At 29.9% G+C, this 16,852-nt stretch carries 18 protein-coding genes; all 18 read right to left on the reverse strand.

What is annotated here, in order from left to right; all coding sequences use genetic code 11:
• Window positions 1–4: 4 nt before the first annotated feature.
• The 18 genes from C5Q98_RS03995 to C5Q98_RS04080 all read right to left on the reverse strand — a co-directional run bounded on the left by C5Q98_RS03995 (window position 5) and on the right by C5Q98_RS04080 (window position 16,844).
• Entirely contained in the window at window positions 5–2,572 is a 2,568-nt protein-coding gene (locus tag C5Q98_RS03995) for a C40 family peptidase (protein WP_106012411.1), read from the reverse strand.
• A 7-nt stretch (window positions 2,573–2,579) separates the two neighbouring features.
• The gene (locus C5Q98_RS04000; RefSeq protein WP_479723665.1) at window positions 2,580–4,982 is read right to left on the reverse strand and encodes a VirB4-like conjugal transfer ATPase, CD1110 family; all 2,403 of its coding nucleotides are present in this window, start codon (window positions 4,980–4,982) and stop codon (window positions 2,580–2,582) included.
• Window positions 4,894–5,304 carry a PrgI family protein gene (locus C5Q98_RS04005; RefSeq protein WP_000332188.1) on the reverse strand — a complete coding sequence of 137 codons (411 nt, stop codon included), beginning with the start codon at window positions 5,302–5,304 and terminating at the stop codon, window positions 4,894–4,896. The genes C5Q98_RS04000 and C5Q98_RS04005 overlap by 89 nt, the downstream gene beginning before the upstream one ends.
• 1 nt (window position 5,305) lies before the next feature.
• Complete coding sequence (locus C5Q98_RS04010; protein WP_106012413.1) at window positions 5,306–5,596, reverse strand: hypothetical protein; 291 nt, start codon at window positions 5,594–5,596, stop codon at window positions 5,306–5,308.
• A 9-nt stretch (window positions 5,597–5,605) separates the two neighbouring features.
• Window positions 5,606–6,469, reverse strand: coding sequence for a VirB6/TrbL-like conjugal transfer protein, CD1112 family (locus tag C5Q98_RS04015; protein ID WP_000466915.1), 864 nt, complete (start codon window positions 6,467–6,469; stop codon window positions 5,606–5,608).
• Between the two features lie 10 nt (window positions 6,470–6,479).
• Window positions 6,480–6,560: a Maff2 family mobile element protein gene (locus C5Q98_RS04020; RefSeq protein WP_115354505.1), complete on the reverse strand. Its 81-nt coding sequence runs from the start codon at window positions 6,558–6,560 to the stop codon at window positions 6,480–6,482.
• 6 nt (window positions 6,561–6,566) lie between these two features.
• Window positions 6,567–8,213: a recombinase family protein gene (locus C5Q98_RS04025; protein WP_106012414.1), complete on the reverse strand. Its 1,647-nt coding sequence runs from the start codon at window positions 8,211–8,213 to the stop codon at window positions 6,567–6,569.
• 3 nt (window positions 8,214–8,216) lie between these two features.
• Window positions 8,217–8,441, reverse strand: a complete 225-nt coding sequence (locus tag C5Q98_RS04030) for a hypothetical protein (RefSeq protein WP_106012415.1) — start codon at window positions 8,439–8,441, stop codon at window positions 8,217–8,219.
• 153 nt (window positions 8,442–8,594) lie between these two features.
• Entirely contained in the window at window positions 8,595–9,296 is a 702-nt protein-coding gene (locus tag C5Q98_RS04035) for a replisome organizer (RefSeq protein WP_106012416.1), read from the reverse strand.
• Window positions 9,297–9,383: 87 nt separating this feature from the next.
• Window positions 9,384–10,388, reverse strand: a complete 1,005-nt coding sequence (locus C5Q98_RS04040; protein WP_106012417.1) for an ORF6N domain-containing protein — start codon at window positions 10,386–10,388, stop codon at window positions 9,384–9,386.
• A 390-nt stretch (window positions 10,389–10,778) separates the two neighbouring features.
• Entirely contained in the window at window positions 10,779–11,306 is a 528-nt protein-coding gene (locus C5Q98_RS04050) for a DUF3801 domain-containing protein (protein WP_106012418.1), read from the reverse strand.
• Window positions 11,307–11,490: 184 nt separating this feature from the next.
• Window positions 11,491–11,664, reverse strand: coding sequence for a hypothetical protein (locus C5Q98_RS07735; RefSeq protein WP_170040709.1), 174 nt, complete (start codon window positions 11,662–11,664; stop codon window positions 11,491–11,493).
• A gap of 73 nt (window positions 11,665–11,737) precedes the next feature.
• Entirely contained in the window at window positions 11,738–13,378 is a 1,641-nt protein-coding gene (gene mobQ / locus C5Q98_RS04055) for a MobQ family relaxase (protein WP_106012419.1), read from the reverse strand.
• Between the two features lie 332 nt (window positions 13,379–13,710).
• Entirely contained in the window at window positions 13,711–14,001 is a 291-nt protein-coding gene (locus C5Q98_RS04060; protein WP_106012420.1) for a DUF3847 domain-containing protein, read from the reverse strand.
• A gap of 60 nt (window positions 14,002–14,061) precedes the next feature.
• Window positions 14,062–14,361, reverse strand: a complete 300-nt coding sequence (locus C5Q98_RS04065; protein ID WP_315940666.1) for a restriction endonuclease subunit S — start codon at window positions 14,359–14,361, stop codon at window positions 14,062–14,064.
• 56 nt (window positions 14,362–14,417) lie between these two features.
• On the reverse strand, window positions 14,418–15,308 hold the full coding sequence (locus C5Q98_RS04070; RefSeq protein WP_106012421.1) for an ABC transporter ATP-binding protein: 891 nt from the start codon (window positions 15,306–15,308) through the stop codon (window positions 14,418–14,420).
• An 8-nt stretch (window positions 15,309–15,316) separates the two neighbouring features.
• Window positions 15,317–16,051, reverse strand: a complete 735-nt coding sequence (locus C5Q98_RS04075) for a hypothetical protein (protein ID WP_106013075.1) — start codon at window positions 16,049–16,051, stop codon at window positions 15,317–15,319.
• Window positions 16,052–16,058: 7 nt separating this feature from the next.
• A complete protein-coding gene (locus C5Q98_RS04080) occupies window positions 16,059–16,844 on the reverse strand; it encodes a DUF4097 family beta strand repeat-containing protein (RefSeq protein WP_106012422.1) in 786 nt (261 codons plus the stop codon).
• Between the last annotated feature and the right edge of the window lie 8 nt (window positions 16,845–16,852).

Below are 16,852 nucleotides of genomic sequence, written 5' to 3' on the forward strand. Positions count from 1 at the left end.
CCTTCTATCTTGGTCTTCCAAATCCATAAAAGTGTGATTTCCAATATTTTGAATTTATTGATGTGTATTGAATTGGATCTCCTGCGTGAATCATCATTCCGTTACCTGCATATATTCCTACGTGAGATATTGGAGTTCCACTGTTATATGTTGAGTGGAAAAATATAATATCTCCAGGTTGAGCTTCACTTGGACTTACTGGATTACAATAGTCTTTGTATATTCTCCATGCAGTTGTTCTTGGCATTCTCTTTACACCAGACTTTGTAAATGACCAACATACAAAACCTGAACAGTCAAAGTTAGATGGTCCACTTGCTCCAAACACATATCTTTTGCCTATATGTTTTTCTGCTTCATTAAATAAGGCTTTGGTAGTTTCAGAATCAAAAGCAAGACCAGGATTTCCAAAGTTTGGATTGTCTACTATTTCTCCTAAGTCCCCATTACCTGATCCAAAAACATCTCCCATATTTCCCTTAGCTTCAAGAAGAGCTTCATAATGAACTACATTATCTGGATAATCTTTAAATATTTCCCTAACAACTTCATCCATTTCTTTTTTCTTTAAAGTTACAATTAACTTTTTATATTCGTACTCTTCTTTTTCATAGCTAGTATAAGGATTGCCACGACTATCATATCTAGTTTTTGCTACTGTTCTTGTTCTAATTTCAATTTCTTCCTTAAAATCAAGTTTATACATCTTATCGAAAAGCTCTTTTAAAATTCCTTTTACTTCAGTTGCTGATTTTACTTCTCCACATCTTGAAGTTATATAGGATAAAAGTTCATGGGTATTATGACCAATTTCACCTTCTTTGTTTATGATGTATTCGTCATATCCAGGATGACTTGTTTTTACACTTTCGATTTGTGATTGTAGGTCATACTCCATTGATGAAAATTCTTGATTTACTTCACTTAGAACTGTGTCTTGTGATAGGTATGTTGTTGTCATTACTGAGTTAACAGAGTTACTTAATCCACTCATACCAACACTTCCACCACCAATCATGATTGATAGCATAAGACCTAGCCCTATTACTAGAAATAAAACCATCTTACTTTTTCTTACAATTAGCTCTTTAGAAGCCTTGCCTAAACTTAAAATAGCTTTTTTAACCCTATCTACCAGTCTTGTTTCGTGCTTTTTAGCTATCATGCTCTTCATTTGTTTTCTCTGGTAAAACTTCTTAAACCTATTTTTCTTTATATAGGCGTCTGACTTTTTTAAATCTTCCAAGCCACTTTTAAACTCCAACTTGCTTTTTCTCTTTTTTATTTTCTTATCAAGTTTAGATAGCTTTTTTAAGGACTTTTTCTTTTTATCTAGCTTATACTTCCTTATTCCATGCTGGAGCTTAGAGCTTACATTAGCGGCCTTTTCTCCAGATTCTACACCAGTATTATCAGATCCTGAACTTAGATAATCTCTCACTAACTCTGAAGACTTAGCTCCAGATAATAAAACCCCAGAAGATAGACTTCCTTTAGTTTTATTCTTTAAGATATTATCCTTTAGCTTGCTTTTAGACTTTTCAAGCTCTCCAATCTTTTTATCTGAGATAAAGTCTTTAACATCTTGTGCTTTCTTAGAATCTTTCGTTAAAAATTTCTTAGATTCATTTTTTAAGTCATCGATTTTCTTTCGAGTAAATTTATCACTCTCATAATTTTTTCTTTTGTAGTAGGTCTTCTTTTTATTAACTTTCCTTTGTTCTGAAGATTTAAGACTTGTTTCCTTTTCATCTTTTATAAATTCAAGATTATTGTCTTTAACCTCAGAATTGTCAAAAGTCTTATCTGTATCAACTACGCTTAGCTTATTTTCTTTATCTATTTCATTAGAAATTTTTCCCTTATCTCTAAACTTTTTTTCTTGATAAAGCTTCTGCTTTTGCTTTTTATCGATATTAGTATTACTTTCGTTCTTGCTTACTTCATCTAAAACATGCTTATCTTTTCTATATATTCTCTTGCTTTTCTTTGCTTCAATAGGTTTATCTTCACTTGTATGGATTCGCTTAGACTCTTTCTCGTTGATTTTGTCTTGGAATTTATCCTTACTATGGATAAGTTTATCCTCATAATTTTTAAGAACTTGTCTTTTTCTTGATGTCTTTTTATTACTTATTGGTTGAGCCTTAGCTGAAATATCATCTGTTGTTAGTTTATTAGAATTAATATTTCTACTGTTTTCACTATCAAAATTTACTTTTTTAAAGTCTACATCAAGTTTAAAGCTTTCATCTGTCTTTATTTCAAGATTAGCTTGTTTTATTTCTTCAGCCTTATCCTTATTATCTAAAGCTTCTTTTCTAATTCTTTCCTTGTTTTTAGACTTCTGAAAATCTTTTAGTTTATCTTGTTTTTGCTCTTTAGATAATACATTCTCATGAATAAGTTTAGATTCTTTTTCTGAAATTTTATCTCCGAACCTATCCTTTGTCTTAATAATCTTATTAGTATAATCATCTGAATGAACAAGTTTACTATCAATATTCTGTTCAGGAGCGTCCCTATTTCGTATAATTTTCTTTTGAAAATCTTTTTTTAGTTTTTTATCCATATCACACCTACTTAGCTTCTTCTGGTTTTGTTGTCATTAGCTTATATAACATGGTGTCTTTAGGGAATTTATCTATAAAGGGAACAATAGTATTTCCGAAGAATAATAATCCCTCACCTGCATTTGAATTAGTTATATAGTTTAGCTGATAAGGCGATATTTTTAGTTTCTTTGCAAGTATATCTCTATCTCCAGATGCTTGATTTAACATTAGAACAAAGTCTGTATTATCAAAGATATTTTCAATTTCCTGACTTGTTAAAAGGTCTTTTACGTTTTGAGTTATACCTGTTGGAATACCTCCCCATTTTCTAAATCTTTTCCATATTTCTACAGAATATGAAGCAGTTTGTGGGTCTTTTAATAAAAGGTGGAACTCATCTATATAGTATCTTGTAGACTTGCTTCCTCTATTTAGGGAAACCTTGTTCCAAACTTGATCTTGAATTACAAGCATACCTATTTTTTTAAGTTGTGTTCCTAGCTCTTTTATATCAAAACAGAGCAGTTGCCTATTTAGATCAACATTTGACCTATTATTAAATACATTAAGACTTCCCTTAACATAAATTTCCATTTCTGTTGCTAGTTTTCTACCAACTCCCTCTTCTTGAGATAGGAGCATATCGTATAAATCTCCTAATATTGGCATATTTTCTGGTTTAGGGTCTTCAAAATATTTCTGATATATCTTTGGTAAGCACCTATCTATAACAGATTTTTCTGCAGCAGTAAGACCAGATCCTCCTACTACAAGTTCAAGCATAGACATAATGAAGTTTGCCTTATCCTTTAAAGGTGCGTCCCCATCTCCATAGTTCATATTAATATCTAATGGATTTAGGTAGTCCTTTGATTTTGCCGAAACTTTAATAACTTCTCCATTAAATTGTTTTACAAGGTTTGAATACTCGCCCTCAGGATCACAAATAATTACATCATCATCTGTGACAAGAATTGCATTTGCCATCTCTCTCTTTGCCGAGAAAGATTTACCAGAACCTGGTGTTCCTAATATTAGTCCGTTAGGGTTCTTTAGTTTCTTCCTATCTGCCATAATCAAGTTTTGGCTAAGGGCATTTAAGCCATAATACAAAGAATTTGCCGAATCAATAAATAGCTCTTCTGTTGTAAAAGGCATAAAGACTGCCGTTGATGATGAAGTTAAAAATCTTTTTATCTCGACTTGATTAATTCCTAGAGGTAAGACAGAAACAAGTCCTTGTTCTTGTTGATGAGATAATCTTTTTACCTGACAATTATGTCTGTTTGCAATTGATGATATTTGAGCAATAGTGTTTTCTAATTTTTGATTAGTCCTAGCAAAATTCATCATTACTATGGTAACTACAAAGAGCCTTTCATCTCTATTTTGTAAGTCAGATAACATGGACTTAACATCCGCCCCAAAAGTATTTATATCTGATGGAATAATATCCATATCATATCCAGCACGAACTGCTTTCTTTTGTTCTTCAATTTTCATTCTATCCAGGTCTGTGTTTTTTCTCTTAATGAGTTTAATAGCTTCTGCTTGTTCAACTACATCTATATGAAAAGCTACATAAATATTGTCATCAATATCTAAAAACTCAGATAACATTCTGTCTGATAGCTCACTTGCAAGTATTTGAAAATGGCTTACTGCTCCAATATATTTCCCAAATTTAAAACTATTTGCTGGTGAAAAATTAAAGATATTTGGAGTTATATGTGATTTTGTAGACTCTTTCTTCTTCAAATCTTTATATGAAAAATCAAAGTTTTTATCTGGATTTAACATATCGTGAACAAGTCTTAGTCTTTCTTCGCCATCAAGGCTTTCTGCTCTTACTCCCATAGATTTAAAGTTAGATAAAATATCTACTTCAAGTCTATTTAACTTTGCTCTTGCTTGCTCTAGATTATCGGCTTCTGTTGTAAAGGTTATATACTTCATCTTTTTAAGTCCGTTATTCCCCTTTGCAAGTTGAAGCTTTAACATCTCCCTAAACTCTTTTCTTACATCGTCATAGAAGTCTCCTTTATCAGCAATTTTAATTGCATCTTGTAGGTCTTTATTTCTTCCTAATTGATTTACATATGAAAGTTCAATGTGGACACTTGGATCAAAAGAATTTAAAAAATTGGCAAATTGGTTAAAGATTAAATCTCTATCTTCTTCCAATGCCAACTGGTAATTTATATCTTGAAATGAAATTGTCTTTGAATAGTTTTTTTCATCTAACTGGCAAATGCCCTCTGGTAACATTCTTATATATGGAATAGTATCCTCAACTGTAAATCTCTTTTTCTCTTTCTTTAAAAGTACACTAAGAAGACTATTTGTTGGATCTTTCTTTGTTTTTAGCCTTCTTACTTCCTTTCGGTCTTTTTTTAATTGTTTTTCCCTTAGATTTAAGTCGCTGATTTGCTTTTTTCTTTGCTTCAAGGTATGCCTCCTTTCTTATTCTCTTAGTTGGTTGATAAAACTTATGAAGATAGAAAAATTTAAAATATTTTTCAAAAGTTAAGGTGTCTTTTTCATATAAGGTTATAAAAAAGATTGGCAGGGTTACTATTAGCATTACAATAATTGAAACATCATTAGGTAGATATTTCTTCATAAATATATAAGTTGGTATGCCAATTAGTCCTGCCACCGAAAAGCCTATAAGTTGTCTTTTGGTTAAGTTAAAGGCAACCTTTGTTTTTATCTTGTCCAAATCTTTTGGTATTGGTACATACGCCATTTCAATCTCCCTCTACTTCTTCTTTAGAAAGTTCAAGTATATGGTCATAATTAGATGTTGTTTCCTCTTCTAGGTAGCTAATTCTTTCTTCTAATTCTTCTTGTTTTTCTTCATTTCTGTCATTGTATTCTCCTTGATACATAACAAATTCATTGTGACATCTTCCGAGTCTATTTATTTTCCTCTTTAAGTTTCTAATCTCTTCATTTCTTTTTTTCTCTTTTAAAATTTCATAAGTTCCTCCCAATAAAATTCCAAGTCCCAATAAAGCACAATTTTTCTTTTTTAACATTTATTCCTCCTAGTGCGTATTCATAATACTTTTTGCAACTGTTCCACTCTTAAACATCATAAGTCCAAGTAGTAGAGCATATCCTAATATACTAAACAAGCTTGCGTGAATATCTGTAACCTGTACCGTTCTTATTAAAACGGTGTAGATACCTAAACATACCATCAAAAACAAACCTTGTAGTCCCAAGGCAAAAAGTCCCTTGATATAATTTGTTCCAATCTGACCCCATTCTTTATTTCCCATAGTCGCAAATGGTATGGATGATACTGATGAGTAGACATATATTTCAAACATACGCCCATATACTATTAAGGTAATAGTTAAAGATATACATTGAATTGCAATCCTTACAAGGCTTGTTTCAACTAATATCATTATTAATGCACCAACATCTTTTTCTTTTAATGTATCAACCATTGCAACTATCTGATCTCCTGAAACAGTGGCAGAAGTAGTGATTACCCCTGCCGCTTTGTTTACAAGATTTTGTGCCACATCAAAGACTGCCATTGAAAATTCAAAGGCATGGCTTGCAAGGTAGACTGCTATAAACATCTTTATAATGTATTTGAAAAACTCAAAAGTATCTGTATCATGCATATTATTCTTTTGCATAACCATATTTATGAGTTCAATACATAATACTGCTGTTATGATAAGACCTGCTATTGGAACAATTACATTGTCATTAATGTTTTTAATGAAGTTATACACTTCTCCATTCCAACCCATTGGTGTCTTTCCAACATCAGTTGCAATAACTCCTACCTTGTCATTTATATCTAAGAACATGGACTCAAGATTTGCTTTGATACCTCCGAGTAGCATATCCTTAAAAAATTCAGTTAGCTTGTCAAAGATACCAAACATAGACTTTCTCCTAATTTAAAGCATTTGCAAGTAGTGGAATTAATTTAATACCGATTAGCACAATTCCTCCACCAGCCATAAGCTGCTTTATGCCTAATTAAAGATTGTAAAATACTTGTAGTGTGTCTGTATTTCCTATGAAATTGTAGTAAATATCAATTGTTTGGGTGATTTCTCCATTCACTACTTCTTTTTCGTGAACATAGATTTTTGAGATGAGTTCGTTTAAGGTTTCTTTGTCCAGCTTCTTTATATCCCTATGTTTTTTTATGAGTTCAATCCATTTTTTGACATTAATATCTTCAAGATCTTCTTTAACAATCAATTTTTGATTATCTTCTATTCTTTGGTTTAAATAGTCTTGTTCTTTCTGTGATTTTTCAAGAATTTTTTGGAAGTTGCTTTCACTTATCTTATTATCTAGCCAGTCATCATATAGTCTTTCAATCTTTTTAGTTAAGTCTTCTACTCTTATCTGATCTTCGTAAATCTTATCCATGATAAATTTTTGTTCTTCTTCATTATCAATTTCTCGTGATTTTTCAAGTGCTTTTATGATTTCTTTTTCATCTTTTAATGCTATTTCTGCATTTTTTCTAATATCTTTAAGCACTATCTCATAAAGAGTATCGTAATAAATTCTATGTTGACTACATAATGACTTCCCGTATCTTCTATAAGTGTTACAAGTGAGTAACTTTTCTCTTTTTTTCGATTTGTTTCTTCCAAGATTTAAAGATTTTCCACAATCGGGGCATTTTACAATGCCTGCAAATATGCTTTCTTCTCCATTTTTAAATGGTCTTCTCCTGCTCTTTAATTTTTCATTTGCTATATTATAAATATCTTCAGAAATAATAGGTTCATGTGTGTTTTCTACTATTATCCATTCCTCTTTGGGTTTATCGGATAACCAACCTACTTTGAATTTATAATTAACTTTTTGACTAGCAATATGACCAATATAAACTGGGTTTTCAATAATTTCTTTTAGGGTTGTGCAGTCCCACCAATACTCTCCACCATCTACGGTCATTTCTAACTTAGTTTTTTTATTTCTAAGTCCTTTTTTTCTATTCCACCAGGTAGGTGTAGGTATTTTTTCTTCAAAAAGTCTTCTCCTAATTGCCTGGACTCCATAACCATTAAAAGCAAGTTCAAAAATTTTTTCAACAATCCATGAAGTTTCATCATCGATTACTAATTTATGTGGATCATCATTGTCTTTCCTATATCCTATTGGAGCAAGACAACCAATAAACTTTCCTTGCCTTGCTCTTGTCATATAGGCAGATTTCATCTTTTTGGAAACATCTCTTGAATAAAACTCATTTAAAACATTTTTAAAAGGAACTATTTCGTTGTTTTCTTGAAAGGTATCTACTCCATCATTTAAAGCTATATATCTGACATTGTTCTTTGGGAAGAAATTTTCTGTATAGTATCCAGTCTGCAAATAATTTCTTCCAAGCCTTGATAAGTCCTTAGTGATGACTATATCCACTTTTTTATTTTCAATATCTCTAATTAGTCTTTGAAATGATGGTCTATTTGTATTTAATCCAGTATATCCATCATCTATATATACATCATAAATACTCCAACCTCTTGATTTTACATAGTTTTCTAAAAGTTCCCTTTGGTTTTGTATGCTGGCACTCTCTCCTTTCTGCTCATCATCTTTAGATAGTCTGCAATAAATTGCAGCTTTGAATGAAAAGTGATTTGAATTTGTTTGTATCATTTCCTATTCCTCCTTGTTTGAGTTTTCAGAAATAACACAACTTTCTCTAAAACTATTTTTATTATAGCACTCTTTTTTATTACTATCAATATTATATTTGTTATACTCAATTTCATTAGTCTTATTTAATTTGCTTGATTTTTTTATTAATCTTAGAAAAGCGTCTGTGTCTGTTCTTCTATTATCATAATTTCTTTTTACAATATATTTTATTTGTCTTTTTGTCATAGATTGTCCTTTCATGCAATAAAAAAAGGCGATTAGATTTTTAATTTTCTAATCGCCTTTTAAGTGTCATATTTATCTTTTTATTATCTCTGGCATACTTTGATACCTTTTTAGACTTAAAGTCTTTAATAGTGGCTTTCCACCTCTTTTTACCTATAAAGATTCTCCTACATCATAGTTCATTTTTTTATTTCCTCCTTGATGTCTTAGTTTTTCTTTATCTTCTTCATACCATTTTAAGATTGTCGCATAATGGTTTTGATAGGTCTTGCCACTACTTTTCATGTATCTGGATAGTTTATTTATCATTATTTCTGCGTGTGAGTTTAATTTTTCTTTAAGGTTTTTATATTCTTCTTCGCTTAACCTTACATTTTTGAATTCTCCATAAAAAATGGGGGTGGACTGTTCTTCTCTCCCCTTATCTATACTAACCTTATCTAATCTACCCTTACCTATACTGGGTTGACCACTTGACAACCTTTGGTTAACCAGATGACAACCAACTTTTTCTTCTGAAATATATGCTCCATTTTCCGTCTGATAAAGCTGTTGTTTCTGCTCTATATACATTGTTGGCTTATATCTGTCTTTTCTAATAAAGTTATTTATTTTCCAATGAGTAATGACGATTATTCCCTGATCAAAGACTATCACAAAGCCTTTGGCAATAAGTATTTTTAGGTCATCTTCATTAGCTCCGATAATTTTGATGATTTTCTTAGGATTATTTACAAAACCATCATCATCTGCCCTCATTGATAGATGAAAATACAGACATTGACTACTTAGTGGCATATCCAAAAATAAGTCGCTATCCACTATCTTTAGTGAAAACATTCTTTTATCTGCCATGCTCTCCTACCTTTCTTCAAATAAAAAAAGACGATAGTTTTTAATTCTACCGCCTTGTGTGTTGCTATGATTTAACATCATTATATATTAAATTTTTAAGTCTTTATTATTTAACATCTTACTAAACATATCATGGTACATATCTTTAGAAGATTCTTCTATCTTGGTAATACTTGATATTTTATTTCCTGCATCCTTCGACGATGCTCCGCAAAGATAAAAGGCTTCATTTTCTGTTCCATAGTCTATTGCTATATATCTATCGTGATATTTTTTACCTGCTATCTTCAGTTTCAGGTCTATATTGGGATAGTCTTTTCTAAAATCATCTAAGATATTTTTTGTAAGCATATCCTTGTTCTTGACATTATCACTAAAGACTATGATTTGAGTCTTATCTCTTGCAGCTCTTAAAAGTTCCAATGTTTTAAGTCCTACATAGTTATCTATTACATAAATGCTTTTCTTTGCTGATTTATATATTTTTGTATAGGCAACATCAGCTTCTATCTTATCTCCATTCATCAAGAGGAAATGTTTATATGTTTCCGGGTCTATAAAATTGTCCATTACCTTTTTCAAATCTTCTTTTGTAGCCATTTGAGATTTTATTTCTGCAATATCTTTTGTGTTTTGGTTGGTTTGAATGGCAATTTGTACTAATTCTTTTGAACTGATAAAATCTTGATTTTCAATAATAAAGTCTTTCATTTGCTTAAACATTCGTATTAAAGCCTTGCTCTGTTTAACTGCAAGTTCTCCCCTTAATACAGTCATGAGCATATATATTCCCTGTTCTGTAAAGGCATATGGATTATACTTTATATTACTTCCTCTACCTGTTCCTCTCTTCAAGGTCACATTTTGTGATCTTGAAAGTTCATATACTTCTTCATCGGTTAATTGAAACATAAAATCATCATCAAATTTTTCATTATTTCTTTTTACCTGTTGATTAAAAGCTCTTGTTTCATACCCATATATTTCAGCAAGCTCAAAATCAAGCATAACCTTTTGATTTCGTATATAGTAAATCTTACTTTTAATTGTAGTTTCATCTATAACTACAATTTCCTTGTTTTGTTCTGCCACAAAATTCACCTCCTATATATTTTTGGGGCTACAAGTTGTAGCCATTTTCTCTTTATTTCATTTAGCTTACAGCTCTTAAGCCAATTATCCATAATATTTTCAAAATCTAATTTCTATAATTATACCAAAAATATTAAATCTTTTCTATCTCTCCCTCTCTCTCTTTCTCTATCTCTATCTCTTGTCGGACATGGGTTGGACTCATTAAGGACAATGTCCTCTGTTTATTTTGTCTGTGAAAAATTCTTCTTTTAATTTTATCCAATAATATCTTTTGTTTGTTGCCATATCTGCTCCTTTCTTGATTTCCGATTTTCGGAATTCTGGACTTCTGCTTTTCAGAAGTCTTGTTATTTTGGTTATTTAAGGGTGTAACTTTTCGTTACTCCCTTAGATTTCTCTGGTCATATCTTTTTTGTTTGGTTTTACTTTTTCTTTTACTTTCCTTTTGACTTTCTCTTTTGTCTTATCCTTTTCATTGGATAGGTCTTTGTATTTCTTTATTTGCCTTAGGATACTTTCTTTTTCTTTTTTATTTTCCTTGGCTATGACTTGCTTAAAGGCATATTCCATTACTTTTATGTCTTTGGCTTGGAAGAATATTTCATAGTTTTTGCTTTCTTTGTTTTTCATTACTGAGAAACTTACTCCAAGTTTCTTTAGTTCTTTTTTTAAGTCTTTGAGGTCGCTTTGATCTATGCTTATATTTTCTAGTTGCCCTTTTTTATATAAGTCTTTTATTTTAATTTCATCTCCCATAAGACTTTTGAGGTTTCCATTTGCTTTTTCTAAAGTTTCATTCATCTTTTTTCTTATTTCTTTTTCAAGATTGATGGATTCTTTTGCTGCCTTTATTGTGTATGATATTATGGTTTGTGCTGCTTGACCTACTTCTTTGCTTATTTCTTCGTTTATCATGTTTTATCTCCTTTGTTTGAATTAAAAAAAGGGAAGTATAGGCTTTAATTTTTCTATACTTCCCTTTGATTGTTTTTATTTTATTGTTCTTGGTGGTGGAATGCCTTATTTTATATGTTTTTATAGCTTACTTAGGTATTTGTACCTTTTATACTTTAAAATAGCTTACAATGCCTTTCCACCTTTAGTAGTTTATGTGTGTTCTTTTATCTGATAGATAATTTTTCATGTTGGAATATATAATCTGTATTTCTTCATTGTTCATTGCTTTTATTTCTTCTGTGCTTTTATATGTTTTGTATTCTCCATCTTCATTTGCTTTTATGAGTTCATCTATTAGCTCTTGCCTTTTATTCATCTCTATTACCTCCTAGATCTGCCTTTATTTTCTTGGTCATATTATAGCTTGGATAAGATATTTTTACCAGGTCTTATCTTTCTTGATTTATTTTCTTGTTTTTCATAATTTCTCTGTATTCATTATCTTTAATAACTTGGTCTTGGAACTTTTTAATCTGTGCTATTACACTTGGTTTTTCACCCTGTTTTATAAGCTTATCTATTTCTATGGATAAATCTATACCTAATTCTTTGTTTACAAAATCTACTGAATATTTTATATGATTAATTTCCTGGTATTCATCTTTTATCTTGTCTTTTTCTTTATTTATTTCTTCAAGATTTGCCATTAAAAGACTTTTTTCTTCATTCCATTTTTTAAGACTTAGTTTTTCCTTATCTGATAGGAGTTTTTTTAATTTCTCGCTTACTACCTTATATTGGTCTATATCTTTCTTGTGTTTATTATAGAATGTGTCTTTTGTGAATATGTTTTTCTTTTGATATTCTTCATAAACTTCTTTTTTGGCTTTGTAGATTTCATAGTATAGAATTTTCTTTTCTACATCTTCCATTTCTTTATGGATTGTCTTTGCTTTTTTATTTAGTTTGTAACTATTAGACTTTAAGCTTTCTATTTTTGTTTGTAACTGACCTATGGTTTCTATATTATTTTTTCTTAAATAACTATATGCACTCGTTAGCTTTTTAAAGTCATACTTTTCTTTATTGGTTTTAGCATATCCTTTTAGATATTTACTTTTTTCTTTTTGAATTTCTGAATAAGTTAATAGATAATTTGTTAGATTGAAAAGTTTAGGGTTGTCTATTACCTTATCTCTTTCTATATCCTTAAATTTTTCATAAGCAGTAGTTAGGTTATCTAATAAATTTCCTATCCAACCCTTTAATGTTTTTATCTCTTCTTTTATTGTTTTTACAAGGTCATTATATTTTCTTATTTCTCTATTATAGTTTCCCTTGTCAGTTTCTATTCCTTTTCGTTCCATTGCACTTGCTGCTGATCCTAAATGGATTGTCGGTAGATAATCTGAATTTTGTCTTTTAAAACTCCTATGGTCTACTCTTTTTTCTATCTTATTTTTTGCTAGATATTCATTACAAAGGTCTGAAAAATTTTCTCTCCATTTTTCTACATTGCCCTTATCATTCCAAGTTGTTAGTTCTACTTTTCTTGTCTTTGGTTTTCCATTTTTGTTTAAAATCTTTTTCCCTTTTTCATCTAGGATATATTCTTTTTTTGACTTTGCTAAGAACTCTCCTTTTTCGTTTATGGGTCGCATTATGGTCATTATATGACAATGGATATTTCCATTTTTATCTTGACTCTCATCATGAATTGCATAATCTACTATCATTCCTTGTGATGTTAGATTTTCTTTTATAAATCTTTCGACTAGGTTTTTATTTTCACTTAAAGATAATTCTTTTGGTAGTCCTATTATGAATTGTCTTGCTAGTTGTGCATTAGAATTTTTTTCTGCCATTTCTACTTTATTCCATAAGGTAGACCTATCATTAAATTCTTTTGGAATATGATCAGGCAATATTATATTTTTTACTAATATTTTTTCTTTTCTTGTGTAGTCATGGGTTACTCCGTCCCATTCATTTTTTATTTTTTCTCCACTTATATATGCTGCACTTGCTACTGCACTTTTGCCTTTTCCTCTTGATATTATGTTTACTGAAAAATGAAAACTGTCTGCCATTTTTATCACTTCCTTTCTTTTTTAGTTGTTTTAGGTGGAGGCTTAATAGATTTTTATATCCACTTTGTAAATGAGCGTTTTGAAATGATAGAATAGAAAAAGCCGACTACTGAATTAATTTTTGTTGTTTCAGTATGTCGGCTTAATTGTTTTGTTCATTTCAAATTTTAAAAGTCAAGGGCGAGCCTTAGCGAGTTTATTTACCCTTGACTTTTAAAAAGCGAATGGTTGTTGGTCGCTTCAGGGGTTTGGCTCCGCAGGACGCAAGCACCCTTTAGGGTGTATAATTGCGCCCTTAGAAATCTAAGGGAGATTTGATTATTTTATTTTTCTTAATTTTCTCTCATTACTCTTAGTGTTTTTTTAAATTCTTTTGTCTTTGTTGCTTCTTCTAGTAGTATTTTTATCTCTTCATCTGTTAGTTCTTCTGCATTTTCTATAAGGCTTTCTAAGATTGCTCCTCTTGTTATGAGCCTATGAGTTCTTTCTTTTCTTCTTTTTACTATGTCTTGTTTTAATATCTTCTTTTCTTGATTTTTTAGTTGCCTTAATCTTTCTTTTGTATCCTCTATTTTATCTTTTATTTCTTTTGACTCTTGTCTTAGTTGTTCTAAATTTTTCATACTAATTTCCTTTCTTGTAATAAAAAAACGACTAGATTTTTATTTCTAATCGTTTTCGTTTTAAATATTATAATTTGCTATATTCCATTTTAATTTTATGTTTTCTATATTTCTTTCCATGTAATCCCAATCTGAAGTACCTCTACTGTCTATTGGCAATTTAATTTTTATATCTGTCAATACTGTGCTAGATATTTGATCTTTATATTCAGTATTTTTTAAAGCTTGCCTAATAATTGAAGTTAAATAGAATGCTACTTCTCTATTCAATTCTTTATTTTTTAATTTTAAACAATGAATTTTCATATCTAGGCTTGCTTCATATTTATGATAAAAGACTGATCCTAAAATGAAACAGATATAAAATTTTCAAAAACTCTATAATTTTTATCATCTTTATACCCCTACTAAAATAATTAGCTTATATTTCTTAAATAAAATTCTTCCAATGTTTCTTCTTTTCTAAAAATTTCATAGACTTTTATGCCATTATTAACTAATAGACTAACAACCTCTGAACTGTCTTCTATATTTTCTTTAACTCGAATCCTGCCATTTTGAATATCAATTTTGGAGATTTCTTGTTTCTTTAATATCTCTACAGTTCTATCAATATCTGAAGTGTAGATTTCTATATAATTAAAATCTCTGCTATGCAAATCATCCAAACTTAATTTATCTATCACTTGACCGTCATTAATAATCGCTATTTTATTTACCAAGTTTTCCAACTCTGGAAGCACATGACTAGAAATAATAATAGTCACTCCATTTTCTTTATTTAGGCTTTTCAATAAGTCTCTTATTTCTACTATACCTTTAGGATCTATCCCATTAATAGGTTCATCTAAAATTAGAAGTTCTGGTTTCCCCAAAAGACATACAGACAAAGCTAATCTCTGCTTCATACCAACTGAATAGTTTTTAACTACCTTACCATCATCGTAGTTTAATCCAACTAATTCTAAAGATTTCTTTATAGTATTCTCATTAGTAATGCCTTTTTGAATGGCAAAATATCTCAAATTATCTCTAGCTGTCAAATTACCAAACAAGGTTGGATTTTCCAAAATTGCTCCAATTTTCTTTCTTCCTTCTGAAAGATTCTTTCCTCCAAACAATTCATAATCACCTTGAGTTTTCTCGGTAATTCCACAGAGAATTTTCATCAGTGTTGATTTTCCAGCACCATTTTTACCAATTATACCATAGATATCTCCTCTATTCACTGTTAGCGAACAGTTATTTAATGCGTATTTATCACTATATTTTTTTGAAAGATTATCTGTTTTAACTATAGCATCCATAATCCACCTCAATTGATTTCTTTTCTACTAAATCTTACATATCCACTCATTAGATAAATTACAAAGACAAAAACAAAACTAATACCAGCTGTCTTCATAAAGTTATTTCCAATTTGCTCTGTAGCCAATCCTAAATCTAATAGCTTGAATGGTTGTATAAGAAGAAGGTTATTAAATACATCGTAGATTTTTCCTTCAGTCATATACATTCCTATTTGAAAAACTGATGGAATTATAACAAAGGAAGTTGCAATGCCTAGAGCCACATTGTTCAATAAATAAGTTAATCCCATGACACCATTGTTTACATTTATCATCAATATTATCATTCTAATCAAGAAAAAGACAAATCCGATATATGATCCTCCAGTGTAATCAGATCCCACTAGATTTTTTAATAAACTGAATAATAAAATCAATCCTCCCATTATTACTATAGAAAAAAGAGTAAAAATTTGTAAAGTAATAAGGTCGCATACAAATACGTGCTTTCTACTAAGCCCCATTGACAGTAGCTCTACTTTTATATCTTTTTTCTTAAAAATAGTTACACTGAAAAAAATTGAAATTATAATACTAACAATCTTTAAAAAGGTCTCCATAGATTCAAAATATTCTCCCGAATTAGAGTCTATGGATGAATAAATCATACTTCCTAATAATAACAATGTAATAGCAACGATAAATTTAAGATAATTTCTTGTGTGAAAAATTCTAAAAATCTCCGCTTTAATATATTTCATGATCTTTTCACCTCTCATTGATAAACTCAAATCTATTTAGTTTACCTTCTAATTTTATTTTATTGGGCGTATTTTGATTAAATATCTCATCATAATTTTTTAAACCAAGTTCGCCTTCAACAATAGAGAAATTCAATATATTGTCTCCTTTAAACTCATTTTTTTCTCCAAAGATTCGGGATTTATTTAAATTTAGTTTACTATCACTAATATTTGTAGAACTCATACTTAAATCTGATAATTCTAAATCAAGATTTAATTTGTTAATCGTTGAATCAGTAAGATCAACATCAATTGCATTACCCTTAATCCCTACATTCTTAAGCGTTGCATTCTTAATACTTATTGAACCAACTCTATCATTTATAGAAATCTTATCTATGTTTTGGATAGGTCCTTCAATTACCAATTTCAATTTAGATGATTCTTCGTCTAGTATTCCTATTGGTTTTTGTTTTAATATCTTGTTAGAGATACTAATTACACTATTTTTTTCTTCGACCTCTATAGGACTTACATAGTCTGATTTTAAATTTTCAATCTCTACATTGTAATTTTCACTTGTATTGGATACTAACTCTATATTTGTAATATTTGTATCAATTTGTAATTCTTTGATTTTTTCAAATTTTTTTGTTCCTGTATAACTAGATGCCACTACAGGATCTAACCCATTTTTGTCAATATAATATTCATCTTCAGATAATTTTAGATTTAGCTTTCCTCCCATATTGCATCCGACAAGAGTTAAAACTATACCTAATGCCAAGGTGATCCATAATTTCTTTTTCATATTAAAAC

The sequence above is a fragment of the Fastidiosipila sanguinis genome (assembly GCF_002998295.1).
GTDB classification, from domain to species: domain Bacteria; phylum Bacillota; class Clostridia; order Saccharofermentanales; family Fastidiosipilaceae; genus Fastidiosipila; species Fastidiosipila sanguinis.